Below are 12,956 nucleotides of genomic sequence, written 5' to 3'. Positions count from 1 at the left end.
CCTTTGCTTCTACCACTCAGGTCGGCTTTCAGGCCGCCGTGCTTTTGATTTTGATCTGAGGCGCCCCGTTAAACCACGATGGCCGAACGCAGGTATTACGGAGTGGGTAAACCGGCAGGACGCCGGTTTAGCCGCGTTGGGCCATGGATGGCCCGTCGCGGCGGCCCACGGAGTAATGCCTGCGTTCGGGCACACCGAGCACTAGCGAGGTGCCAAGTGGTGGGGCAAGAGCGTTTTGCTTACTTTGCCGCTTTTGCAAAGTGAGTCGCCGTAAGGGCGAAACCCTAGGCGGCCGTTACCGAAGAACCGGATATGTACCCACCCGCTACCCCCCCCTCACCCCACCATCTCCCTAACCCGATACCACAACATCCCCAACGCCAACAACGGCGAACGCAACACCTTCCCCCCCGGAAAAGTCATATGCGGCACCTGACTGAAAACATCCAGCCCCCGACTCTGCCCGGCATGAATCCCCTCAGCCAACAACCGCGCGCACCAATGCGTGACATTAAGCCCATGCCCCGAATACCCCTGGGCATAAAACACATTCGGGTACTGCTTCAACCGCCCCACCTGCGGAAACCGGTTCGCCGTAATACCAATCTTCCCACCCCACTGAAACTCAATGGCGGTATCCGCCAGCTGCGGAAAAACCTTGAGCATCTTCGGCCGCATATACGCCGCGATATCGGCAGGATCACGCCCCGAGTAATGGCAAGCGCCCCCAAACAACAGACGGCGATCCGCTGAAAGCCGGTAATAATCCAGCCCCACTTTCTGATCACATAACGCCAGGTTCTGCGGGATCAACCGGCCAGCCACCTCAACCGACAGCGGCTCGGTAGCAATGATATAGCTGCCAGCCGGCAGTACCTTACCGCTCAAGCGGGGCTCCAACTCTTCCAGATGCGCATTGCACGCCAGCACCAGGCTGCCGGCACGCACGGTGCCGGAGGCGCAACGCACCTGTACGGTATCGCCATGAATCAGCTCCAGCACCGGACTGTCTTCAAAGATCCGTACCCCCAGGGACTCGGCAACACACGCCTCCCCCAGCACCAGATTCAACGGGTGCAAATGCCCGGAACCCATGTCCACCAGGCCACCGGCATACAGCCCGGAGCCCACCACTTGCGCCATGTCCTGTGGCCCCACCAATCGGGTTTCATGGGTATAACCCATGGCCGCCAGGCTTTCCTGTTCGCCCTGGAACGCCGCGAACTGGGCCGCAGTATTGGCCAGTTCGCAGAAACCCCAGCGCAGATCACAGTCGATACCCTGTTCGCGGATACGCTCGCCCACTAGCGCCACCGAATCGATGCCGGCCTGTTGCAGGTAACGTACGCCCTCCTCGCCTACGTACTTGGCAAAGCCCGACACGTCATGACCAATGCCGCGAATCAACTGCCCACCGTTGCGCCCGCTGGCGCCCCAGCCAATGCGCCGGGCCTCCAGCAGGATCACTGACAGACCGCGCTGGGCCAACTCGATCGCAGTGTTGACCCCGGTAAAACCGCCACCGATGACACAGACATCGGCGTTCAGCTCTTCCGCCAAAGGCTCACGCCTGGGCGTCGCGTTGGCGGTCGCGGCGTAATAGGACCGGGCGTGTTCATTCCCATGGTTTTGCTGATTCATTTGTTGGACTTCACTTTGCTCCAGGAGCGTGTCATCAAGCGCATGACCGCCGGGGTGGGCGTGGTGGAAATATAGAGTTTGTCGAGGACTTCCTGGGACGGATACACCTCGGGGTTGTTCACCAGTTCCGGAGCCATGAAGGCTTTGGCCGCCGGGTTCGGGTTGGCGTAGCCGACATAAGTACTGACCTTGGCGATCACCTCGGGCTCCAGCAGGTAGTTGATAAAGGCATGTGCCTCTTTCGGGTTGGTCGCGTCGGCCGGGATGGCCAGCAGGTCGAACCACAGGTTGCTGCCTTCCTTGGGGATCGAGTAGGCGATATTGACCCCGTTCTTGGCTTCCTTGGCGCGGTTGGCCGCCTGGAATACATCGCCGGAATAACCGAAAGCTACGCAGATATCGCCGTTGGCCAGGTCCGAGATGTACTTGGACGAATGGAAATAAGTGATGTATGGCCGCAGGGTCAGCAGCTTGGCTTCGGCTTCTTCATAATCCTTGGGATCGGAGCTGCGTGGGTCCTTGCCCATGTAGTTGAGGATCGCCGGGAAGGCTTCATCCGCCGAGTCGAGAAAGGCCACGCCGCATTGATGGAGTTTTTTCAGGTTTTCGGGCTCGAACAGCACCGCCCACGAATCGATATGGTCGATGCCCAGCACTTGCTTGACCTTATCGACGTTGTAGCCGATGCCGTTGGTGCCCCACAGGTAAGGCACCGAATGCACGTTGCCCGGGTCGTTTTGCTCCAACAGCTTGAGCAGTTTCGGATCGAGATTCTTGAAGTTGGGCAACTGCGAGCGGTCCAGCTTCAGGAACGCCCCGGCCTTCACCTGGCGCGCCAGGAAGTGGTTGGACGGCACCACTACGTCATAGCCCGTGCGCCCGGCCAGTAGCTTGCCTTCCAGGGTTTCGTTGGAGTCGAACACGTCGTAGATCACTTTGATCCCGCTCTTGGCCTGGAAGTCGGCCAACGTGGTGTCGCCGATGTAGTCGGTCCAGTTGTAGACACTGACCGTCGGTGCGGCCTGGCCCGTGGCACTGAACAACACCGCCAAGGTCAGCGGCAGAAGTTTTTTCACAAGACGCATATCGACACCCCTTTGCATGATTGTTTTTATGTAACTGCCATCCCACCATCGCTCCCCTCTCCCGCATAGATACCGCCTTGAAGCACACCGGGTAAAGACACCACCGCGTAGCAGCTGTCGAGCGCCAGCGAGACTGCGTAGAGCGCACCGCCGTTTTGTCTGGTACACCGCGGCGCTCCTTACGCAGCCTCGCTGGCGCTCGACAGCTGCTACGTGGGGATGGCGGGAATTACCCTATCAGACGCTCAGCAACAGGAACTCGCGCTCCCAGGAACTGATCACCCGCTTGAAGTTCTCGTGTTCAGCACGTTTGACCGCGACGTAGCCGCGCACAAATTTTTCCCCCAGGTACTGCTTCACGGTCTCGCACTCTTCCATCCGCGCCAGGGCGTCTTCGATGGTGACCGGTAGGCGCAGGCTGCGGCGCTCATAGGCTCGACCTTCCACCGGGGCACTCGGTTCGATGCGTTCGATCATCCCCAGATAACCGCACAGCAGGCTGGCGGCGATGGCCAGGTACGGGTTGGCATCGGCGCCCGGCAGGCGGTTTTCCACGCGCATCGCGTCGGGGCTGGAGCTCGGTACGCGCAGGCCGACAGTACGATTTTCTTCGCCCCACTCGACGTTGACCGGTGCCGAGGTGTCCGGCAGGAAGCGGCGGAACGAGTTCACGTTGGGCGCAAACATCGGCAGCAGCTTGGGGATGTACTTCTGCAAGCCGCCAATGTGGTTCAGGAACAGCTGGCTTTTGTTGCCATGTTCATCGACAAACACCTGCTTGCCGGTGGCGATGTCCACCACGCTCTGGTGCAGGTGCATGGCGCTACCGGGCTCGTCGGCCACCGGTTTGGCCATGAAGGTCGCGGCGACGTTGTGCTTCAGTGCGGCTTCGCGCAGGGTGCGTTTGAACACAGTGATCTGGTCGGCCAGGTCAAGGGCGTCGCCGTGGCGGAAGTTGATTTCCATCTGCGCCGGGCCGTCTTCGTGGATCAGCGTGTCGAGGTCCAGGTTCTGGGCTTCGCACCAGTCGTAGACGTCTTCGAACAACGGATCGAATTCGTTGGCGGCATCGATAGAGAACGATTGCCGGCCACTTTCAGCACGACCGGAACGGCCCAGTGGGGTTTTCAGCGGCAGGTCCGGGTCTTCGCAGCGCTGGGTCAGGTAGAACTCCATTTCCGGCGCGACAATCGGCTGCCAGCCTTGCTCGGTGTAGAGCTGCAAGACCTTCTTCAGCACGTTGCGCGGCGACAGTTCGATAGGGTGACCCTGCTTGTCGAACGTGTCGTGGATCACAATGGCGGTGGGTTCAATGGCCCAAGGCACCACATACGTCGCGTTGGCCACCGGGCGGCAAATCATGTCGATATCGGCCGGGTCCAGCAGATCGTAGTAGATGTCGTCGTCGACAAAGTCCCCGGTTACCGTTTGCAGCAACACACTTTCCGGCAGGCGCATGCCTCGCTCATGCAGGAACTTGTTGGTTGGCGAAATCTTGCCGCGTGCGATGCCAGTCAGGTCACTGATCACGCATTCGACTTCGGTAATCTTGTGTTCTTTCAGCCAGGCGGACAGCTGATCGAAGGGGGCGTTCATAAGGACCTCGTCATGGGTTTGGAAAGCACCGGCGGTTCGGTCAGGTTCGACGACCCACTTCCCCCGCAGCGCATTGAGGTCTATCTTGGGCCAGCCGTGCGACGGCATCTATCCACTTTGCGCCACCCAAAACGCACCAATAGAGTGCGCCCAGGTTATCCATGACACAGGCAGCCCCCTTGCGTGTACAGGCCTTCACCACGGGCGATGTAGCCGCTCAATGCAATGCCACTCCCGGCTGGGTCCAGCAGTATCAGCAAATGTCCCCGGGGCATTTTGCCGGGCTGATCCGCTACCTCGACCTGCAAGGTGTCGAGGTTTACGAAGAGTGCATGAACACCCGGGTAGAACAGAACTTCAACGCGCCACCGGGCTCCCTGGCGTTCTGTTTCGATGGCAGCGACAACGCGCTGTATATGCTCAATGGTGAAAGCCGCAACACCTGGATCACCCCGGAAAACTACCGGGAAGTGGCGGTGGTGTTTGGCCCGCAGTTCGTCCAGCGTCATGGTTTGGATGTGGCAAAACTCGAGGGATTGTTCATGGCCCCCCTCACCTCCCTGCAAAACGCTCTGTTCAGCCGTTGGCTCAGCGGGACGTTGACGCGCTTGTCAGAAGTCGTCGATCCCCCCAGCCGTGACGCCTTGACCCAACAGTTACTGGACGATTGCCTGTTCATCCTCGACAACGCCTGCGTGTGCCTGGATCAAGGTTCATTGCAGCGACGCACCGAGGAGCGAACGCTCATGGCGCGTATTGGCGAGTGGGCGGCGGATGTGCCGGATGAAACCGTCAACTTGCTGGAACTGGCACATATCGCCGGTGTGCCGTTACGCCAATTGCAGCACGGCTTCAAGACCTACACCGGGATGAGCCCGGCGCAGTGGCTGCGGTTGCGTCGGCTGAACAGTGCCCGTCGGCAACTGCTCAACCCGGCATCCGCGAACACCACCGTGGCCGAAGTGGCAATGAACTGGTCGTTCTGGCACCTGGGACGGTTTTCCAATAACTATCGGGCGTTATTCCAGGAACTGCCCAGCGAAACCTTGAAACGCCACCAGAAGCTACGATGAAGCGAGCCCCTCGAAAGAATCATTCTCAGTAACTTGTAAAAACCTGCCGTTATGCCTAGCTTATGCGCCCCCCGCTCTGCGCTTTCAGGCCTTTTCCCATGGTTTTGCGTTTCCGACCCGCCGTTACCTCGCGTTTTGCCTTCGACCTGCTCGCCTTGGGCCTGCTCATGAGCAGTGGTGGAACGAGCATGGCCGCTGACATCGAGTTGCCTGCGGTCAAGGTTCAAGGGCAGGACACTTCCGGATACCGACTCGACAGCGCTTCGGTGGGCGGTTTCAACGACGCACCATTGCTGGATACACCCGCCTCGATCACAGTGATCAACGAATCAATGATCAAGGACCAACAGGCGCGCCTGCTCAGTGAAGTGCTGCGCAACGACGCCTCGGTGGGTGAAAGTTATGCGCCCATCGGCTACTACGAAAACTTCGTGGTACGCGGCTTCTCCTTGAATGCCGCCAGCAGTTACAAGATCAACGGCCGCACCATCACCGGTGAGCAGAACGTCGCCCTGGAAAACAAACAGCGGGTGGAATTGCTCAAGGGGTTGTCGGGCTTGCAAAGCGGTATTTCCGAACCCAGCGGTGTGATCAACTACGTGACCAAACGCCCGGAAGATGTGCGTTCGGTGATGGTGTCCACCGACGATCGCGGCAGCGGCTATATCGCCACGGATGTAGGCGGCTGGTTTGGCAGCGAGCAGCAGTTCGGCCTGCGGGCCAACGTGGCCCATGAAGACCTCAATTCTTATGTCGAACACGCCAATGGCCAGCGGGACTTCCTGTCGCTGGCCTTTGACTGGAACATCAGCCCGGACGCGGTGTTGCAATTGGATGCCGAGTATCAGAACAAGCAACAGCGTTCGGTACCTGGATACCAGTTGCTCGGGGGCACGGAGTTGCCGCATCACGCTTCACCGAAAAAACTGCTGGGGCATCAGAGCGGTGCCAATCAGGTAGGCATTGATTCGCTGAACCTCAACGGCAAGTTTGAGTACCGCTTCAGCGATCAGTGGAAAGGCAGTGTCAGTGCCTCGCGTAGCAAGGTGGTGATTGATGATTACAGTTCGTTTGCGTGGGGTTGCTACGGTTCGACGAGCTGCGAAGGGACCAAGGTGCCGAACCATTTCAGCCCGGAAGGCAACTATGACATCTACGACTTCCGAAGCCCGGATGACACGAAGCGCAATGACGAAATCCAGGCGACGATGACCGGATCGTTCAATACCGGTGGTCTGGGACATGAACTCACGTTTGGTAGTAGTGCGTTTCGGCGCGTGGTGGATAAGCGCGATCCGATTAACGTGATGATCGGGTCCGGCAATATCAATCAGGAACCGGAAAATTTTCCGCGTTACGACGATGCGTTGAATGACAGCCATCGCCGATTGGACAGTCGCCAATATGGCCTGTTCGTCACCGACAAAATCAGCTTCAACGAACACTGGCAGACGGTCGTGGGTGGCCGCGAAGTACGCCTCGATGAGCGAGCCTACGACGTTGACGGCAACGAATCGCGCCACACCCAGCAATACGTGTTCCTGCCTCAGGCGGCGCTGATCTACAAACCGGTGGAAAACCTTTCCCTCTACACCAGTTATAGCAAGGGATTGTCACTCGGTGGCGAAGCACCCTGGTTCGCCCTCAACAGCTTCGAAACCCTCGCCCCTACCGTCTCCCGTCAAATCGAAGCAGGTGTGAAGTACGACTGGCGCCGTATCAGTTTTGCCGCCGCCGTATTCCAGACCCGTCAGGCCTATCAGTACGCGAAACCCGAGGCCAACGGCGACTTTACCTACGTGCAACAGGGCGAACAGAAAAACACCGGACTGGAGTTGTCTGCCAACGGCTGGGTGACTTCGCGCTTGCAGATTGCGGCCAGTGCTGCGGCTATTCGGGCTCGGGTCAGTGGCAGCGGTACGCCGGAATATGAAGGCCATCAGGCGATCAACGTGCCAAAGCTGCGGGCCAGTTTGTATGCTGACTATGCCTTGCCCTGGGTGGACGGGCTGGCGGTGCTTGGTGGGGTGCAGTACAGCGCCAGCAAGTATGCCAATCGCACTGGGCAGGTTGAGGTCGGGGATTATGCGATCTTCAACGTGGGTAGCCGTTACAGCACGCGGATTGATGGGTATGAGACGGTGTTTCGGTTGACGGTGGATAACGTGTTTGACAAGCGTTACTGGCGGGATGCGGGGGAGTATCTGGGGGATGATTATTTGTTCCAGGGGGCGCCGTTGACGGCTCGGTTGAGTGCTTCGGTTAATTTTTGAGGTGGGCGGTTTTGGGGGGATATCCGTTGCTGCGGTAACGGCTGCTATTGGTTCCGCTCTTACAGCGGCTCACTTTTGAACAGCGTAAAAGTAAGCAAAACGCTCTTGCCCCACCACTCGGCACCTCGCATAGGCTCGGTGTGCCCTCACTCCGGCATTGCTCCGTGGGCCGCCGCAATGGGCCATCCCTGGCCCAGTGCGGCTAAACCGGCGTCCTGCCGGTTTACCCACGAACCAATGCCTACGTTCAGCCATCGTGGTCTAACGGGGCGCCTAAGATCAAAAACAAAGCGAGGCGGCCTAGTAGCCGACCTGATCGTTGAGGCGTGCGCGCTGTGGCTTTTACATCCTTATTCGCTGACGAAGTCAGTGGTCTTTTGATCTGGTTTTTGATCTTGATCTGAGGCGCCCCGTTAAACCACGCTGGCCGAACGCAGGTATTACGCAGTGGGTAAACCGGCAGGACGCCGGTTTAGCCGCGCCGGGCCATGGATGGCCCGTCGCGGCGGCCCACGGAGTAATGCCGGAGTGAGGGCATGCCGAGCCACAGCGAGGCACCGAGTGGTGGGGCAAGAGCCCTTTGGTTACTTTGGGGCTCTTTTCCAAAGTGACCCGCTGTAAGAGCGGAACCATAGGTAGCCATCACCGAAGAAATGGATATGTACTCAAACAACCAAACAGCCTGGCCGGCTACCAGGCCGCCACGTCACCCTGATTACTTAGGCATCTTGCGAAACCCAATCGCCAACCGATTCCAACTATTGATCGTAGCAATCGCCACACTCAAATCCACCTGCTCCTTAGGACTAAACTCCGCAGCAACCCGCGCATAATCCTCATCCGAAGCATGCGTCTGGCTGATCAACGTCAAACTCTCGGCCCAGGCCAACGCCGCCTGCTCACGCGGAGTAAAGAACGGGGTCTCACGCCAAGCCGACAACGTATACAAGCGACGTTCAGTCTCCCCGCCTTTACGGGCATCGGCCGTATGCATGTCCAGACAAAACGCACACCCGTTGATCTGCGAAACCCGCAGGCGCACCAGCTCCAGCAATGGCAGCTCCAGCGACAGCTTGCCGACAGCTGCCTCCAGCGCAAGCATGGCTTTCATGGCGTCAGGCGAAGCAGTGTAAAAGTCAGTACGAGCGTGCATGGTGATACTCCAGGACGGTAGGAATGAGTGCCCAGCTTAGTCACCCCACCGCTGCGGACAAATAGCCAATTCGGGGGAAGAACAGGTAGCCAATGCCCCCAACGTCAAGCTCGGCTACGCAGCCACTGCAAGAAGCCCTTCTTCACCGGCACTACCGGGGCTTCCTGGGTCAGGTTCTGGGCCGCATGCAAGCGGAAATCCAACAGGTTCTTCATCGCCTCGCCAATGTCATGGCGCGCATCCAGGCAAGGTTTGAGGTATTCCTTCTCGATGCGATACAGCGTGCAATAGGTCTTGGCCGTGAAGTCCGCCGGCACCGACTGGTCAGACAGGATCCCGCCCTCGCCGATGACTTCTCCCGGCCCCATGCGCCCGGCTTCGAATTTGTGCCCGCCTTTGCTCAAGATCACTGAGACCACGCCGGATTCGATGATAAACAGATGGTCGCTGACCTCCCCGGCCGGCAGGATCATGTCACCGGCACGGAAGGTTTGCAGGGTCATGTTCTGGCTGAAGGTTTCCTTCTCCTCCTGACGCAGGGTGGAGAAGATATTCGAGCTTTCCAGCAGCGCCCGTGCCCGCGATGTGACCGCTGGGGTGGCCCCCTCGGTGGCCGACAGCAGGCTCACGCCCGCCGCCGCAAGATGCCGATAGGCCAGATCATAGAGCTGGTTGCGCACTTCGCGCTTCTGCCCCATGGCCGGCACGAAACCGCTGATTTCATATTCCGCCCCGCCGCTGGCCGAGGCCTTGAAGGCGACGCTGGGTGCCGGTTTGACCAAGAGTGGACGACAGCCTTGCATGGCTCGCTCCAGGGCTTCGATCACCGTTTGTGGCCGCGCATGGGGGCTGACTTGCACGCTGACCGCCAAGCCGAACATATCCGCCGGGCGCGAGAAGTTGATGATCTTGGCCTTGGCCGCCAACGAGTTGGGAATCACCGCCATGCTGCCCTGGGAGGTTTGCAGCCGCGTGGCGCGCCAGTCGATGTCGGTGACCCGGCCTTCGGTGCCGTCGATGGAGATCCAGTCATCCACTTGATAAGGTTTGGTGGTGTTGAGCACGATGCCGGAAAACACGTCACTTAACGTGCTTTGCAATGCCAGGCCGACGATGATCGCCACGGCGCCGGAGGTGGCCAATACGCCCTTGACCGGCAGGTCGAGCACGTAGGCCATGGCAGCGATGATCGCAATCAGGAAGATCACCGCGCCCATCAGGTCTTGCAGTAATCGCCCGCCGTGCCCGACTCGCTGCATCATCACCGTGCCGAGCAACACCGTGAGGGTGCGCGCGGCGTACAACCACCAACCGATCTGCAACGCCGTGGCCGCCAGGTGCAACGGTACATTCTCCGCCCAGGGCGCGACCTGCATCGGGTTCATGCCTTCGTTGAACAGCAAGGCGCTGAACACGGCAAAGATCACCAGCCGCACCGCCAGCTTCCAGTTGCTGGCATCGGTGGCGATCAGGCGCCACAGGAGAATATCGATCAGGATCAGCGCCATGGCGCAGAACATCGGGTGATCAGTGATAAATGAGGGCATCCGGGCGACTCCAGGGCGAATGGGATGAAGATCGCATGAAATGCTGATGGCGGGTATAGGGCCCTTTGCAATCTTGAGTAAATCCCAATCAAATGTGGGAGCGGGCTTGCTCGCGAATACGGAGTGTCAGTCAAATATGCACTAACTGAACCACCGCTTTCGCGAGCAAGCCCGCTCCCACATAAGCCCGCTCCCACCTTGGTTTTGCAGTGTGCTGTTATTTAGCGCCGGTCAACGCGTTATAGCTGGTGAACAGGTTGCGATAGTCCGGGATATGGTTGGAGAACAACGCACCCAGGCCTTCGATATCGTTGCGCCAGTCGCGATGCAACTCACACGCCACGCCGAACCAGTTCATCAGTTGTGCGCCGTTGGCTGACATACGGTCCCAGGCAGCATCACGGGTGATTTCGTTGAAGGTGCCGGAGGCATCCGTCACCACAAACACCTCAAAACCTTCTGCCAGGGCCGACAGCGCCGGGAAAGCTACACACACTTCGGTCACCACACCGGCGATGATCAGTTGCTTCTTGCCGGTGGCCTTGATGGCCTTGACGAAATCTTCGTTGTCCCAGGCGTTGATCTGGCCTGGACGGGCGATGTACGGCGCATCCGGAAACAGGGCCTTGAGCTCCGGCACCAGCGGGCCGTTGGGGCCGGTTTCAAAGCTAGTGGTAAGGATGGTTGGCAACTTGAAGTACTTGGCCAGATCGGCCAGGGCCAGCACGTTGTTTTTGAACTTGTCCGGTTCGATGTCACGCACCAGGGACAGCAGGCCCGCTTGATGATCCACCAACAGAACGGCGGCGTTGTCCTTGTCGAGACGCTTGTAGGGAGTGCTCATGGGGTAGTCCTCTTTCATCAATGAAGGTAGGTATTGCGGTTGCACTCAGCGCTGGGAATCCAGCACTTCGTGTTCGTTTGCCACCTGCTGGGCCTTGATGTAGCTTTCGATCAGCAGTTGGTAGTGCGGCATGGCCTGGGTGTAAACCTGTGCCCATTGCTCGGCATCCGGTCGGTTCCAGCTGCCTTGCAGCTCAGACAGCGTAGCCATGATATCGATGGGCACCACGCCGGCCTGGGCCAGACGGGCGATGGTCAGGTCTGTGGCCAGTTTGGAGTGGTTGCCCGAGGCGTCGACCACGGCAAACACCTTGTAGCCTTCATACACCGCGCTGATGGACGGAAACGCCAGGCATACACTGGTCAGGGTGCCGGCGATCACCAGGGTTTTCTTGCCAGTGGCCTTAACAGCAGCGTGGAACTCAGGATTGTCCCAGGCATTGATTTCACCTTTGCGAGCCACGTATTGAGCGTGAGGCGCGGCTTGGTGGATTTCGGGAATCAACGGACCGTTGGGCCCCTGGGGCACAGAGGCGGTGGTGATCACGGGCATGTTCAACAGGGTTGCCGCACGCGCGAGGGCAATGGCATTGGCGCGCAGTTGCGGCACGTCCATGTCCTTGACGATCTGGAACAGGCCGCTCTGATGGTCGATCAACAACATCGCCGCATCGCTGGCGTCGATGGTCGGTTTGTGGCCGTTGAAGTTGGCCGGTGCGTGGAGAGTCATAGGGCTTTCCTCTTTTCTATGGACAACAGCCATCCTTGGCCGGTAAACCGGCCGGGCTGTCGTGTTCCATGGGTGGTGTTGCGGGGTGTATCAGCTGTGCATCTGGCCGAACTCGCCGGACTGGAAGTCGACAAAGGCCTGGTGGATTTCCTGCTCGGTGTTCATCACGAACGGACCGTGGCCGACGATAGGCTCGTCGATGGGTTCGCCGCTGAGCAGCAGGAACGTGGCGTCGTTGTTCGACTCAAGGCTGAGCTGGTCGCCGTCACGCTCGAACAACACCAGTTGCCCTTCACGCGCCAACTCCACACCGTTGATCTGCACCGTACCTTTGAGCACCACCAGCGCGGTGTTGCGTCCTTCGTGCAGGTCCAGGGTCACTGCCTTACCCGCGTTGAGCCGTACATCCCACACGTCAATCGGCGTGAAGGTGTGGGCCGGACCTTTGACACCGGCAAACTCACCGGCGATCAGGCGCAGGCTGCCAGCGTTATCGGCCAGGGGCAGCGCTGGAATGTCACTGTCGAGAATGGTCTGGTAACCGGCGTCGGTCATTTTGTCCTTGGCCGGCAGGTTGACCCACAACTGGACCATTTCCAGGGCGCCGCCACTGCGGGCGAAAGCTTCGGAGTGGAACTCTTCATGCAAAATGCCCTTCGCCGCCGTCATCCACTGCACGTCACCTGGGCCGATGGTGCCGCCGGCGCCGGTGGAGTCCTGGTGCTCGACTTCGCCCTTGTAGACGATGGTCACGGTTTCAAAGCCGCGATGCGGATGCTGGCCAACACCACGACGTTGTTCGGTCGGGGTGAAGTCAGCCGGGCCGGCATGGTCCAGCAGCAGGAACGGGCTGATGTGCTTGCCCATGGTGTCGTAGGAAAACAGGGTGCGAACCGGGAAGCCGTCGCCCACCCAATGGCCTCGTGGGCTGGTGTAGATACCGATGATATTTTTCATGGTGTGTCTCCAAATGGGTGAAGGCAGTTCATGGACACACCTTAAATCCGTTACCTTT

10 protein-coding genes are annotated in these 12,956 nt (G+C 59.2%); 2 read left to right on the top strand and 8 right to left on the bottom strand.

What is annotated here, in order from left to right:
- Positions 1-336: 336 nt before the first annotated feature.
- The 3 genes from J7E41_RS24840 to J7E41_RS24830 form a co-directional block, all read right to left on the bottom strand.
- Positions 337-1,641, bottom strand: a complete 1,305-nt coding sequence (locus J7E41_RS24840) for an NAD(P)/FAD-dependent oxidoreductase (RefSeq protein WP_214996931.1) — start codon at positions 1,639-1,641, stop codon at positions 337-339.
- On the bottom strand, positions 1,638-2,726 hold the full coding sequence (locus tag J7E41_RS24835) for a polyamine ABC transporter substrate-binding protein (RefSeq protein WP_214996930.1): 1,089 nt from the start codon (positions 2,724-2,726) through the stop codon (positions 1,638-1,640). The genes J7E41_RS24840 and J7E41_RS24835 overlap by 4 nt, the downstream gene beginning before the upstream one ends.
- A 237-nt stretch (positions 2,727-2,963) precedes the next feature.
- Positions 2,964-4,322: a glutamine synthetase family protein gene (locus J7E41_RS24830; RefSeq protein ID WP_214996929.1), complete on the bottom strand. Its 1,359-nt coding sequence runs from the start codon at positions 4,320-4,322 to the stop codon at positions 2,964-2,966.
- Positions 4,323-4,483: 161 nt separating this feature from the next.
- Between J7E41_RS24830 and J7E41_RS24825 the strand changes: the two genes are divergently transcribed.
- A complete protein-coding gene (locus J7E41_RS24825; RefSeq protein WP_214996928.1) occupies positions 4,484-5,395 on the top strand; it encodes a helix-turn-helix domain-containing protein in 912 nt (303 codons plus the stop codon).
- 98 nt (positions 5,396-5,493) lie between these two features.
- Positions 5,494-7,668 (top strand): TonB-dependent siderophore receptor, encoded by a 2,175-nt coding sequence (locus J7E41_RS24820; protein WP_214996927.1) that lies wholly within the window; start codon positions 5,494-5,496, stop codon positions 7,666-7,668.
- Positions 7,669-8,383: 715 nt separating this feature from the next.
- Here J7E41_RS24820 and J7E41_RS24815 read toward each other — a convergent pair.
- The 5 genes from J7E41_RS24815 to J7E41_RS24795 all read right to left on the bottom strand — a co-directional run bounded on the left by J7E41_RS24815 (position 8,384) and on the right by J7E41_RS24795 (position 12,898).
- The gene (locus tag J7E41_RS24815; protein ID WP_169353867.1) at positions 8,384-8,821 is read right to left on the bottom strand and encodes a carboxymuconolactone decarboxylase family protein; all 438 of its coding nucleotides are present in this window, start codon (positions 8,819-8,821) and stop codon (positions 8,384-8,386) included.
- A 104-nt stretch (positions 8,822-8,925) separates the two neighbouring features.
- On the bottom strand, positions 8,926-10,368 hold the full coding sequence (locus J7E41_RS24810) for a mechanosensitive ion channel family protein (protein ID WP_214996926.1): 1,443 nt from the start codon (positions 10,366-10,368) through the stop codon (positions 8,926-8,928).
- 217 nt (positions 10,369-10,585) lie between these two features.
- Positions 10,586-11,212 (bottom strand): isochorismate family cysteine hydrolase YcaC, encoded by a 627-nt coding sequence (gene ycaC, locus J7E41_RS24805; RefSeq protein WP_214996925.1) that lies wholly within the window; start codon positions 11,210-11,212, stop codon positions 10,586-10,588.
- A gap of 45 nt (positions 11,213-11,257) precedes the next feature.
- On the bottom strand, positions 11,258-11,941 hold the full coding sequence (locus tag J7E41_RS24800) for an isochorismatase family protein (RefSeq protein WP_155586459.1): 684 nt from the start codon (positions 11,939-11,941) through the stop codon (positions 11,258-11,260).
- 90 nt (positions 11,942-12,031) lie between these two features.
- Positions 12,032-12,898 (bottom strand): pirin family protein, encoded by an 867-nt coding sequence (locus J7E41_RS24795; RefSeq protein WP_214996924.1) that lies wholly within the window; start codon positions 12,896-12,898, stop codon positions 12,032-12,034.
- Positions 12,899-12,956 lie beyond the last annotated feature (58 nt).

Source organism: Pseudomonas fluorescens (assembly GCF_018614655.1).
GTDB lineage: Bacteria > Pseudomonadota > Gammaproteobacteria > Pseudomonadales > Pseudomonadaceae > Aquipseudomonas > Aquipseudomonas fluorescens_BX.
This window is presented reverse-complemented; position numbering and strand designations above follow the sequence as displayed.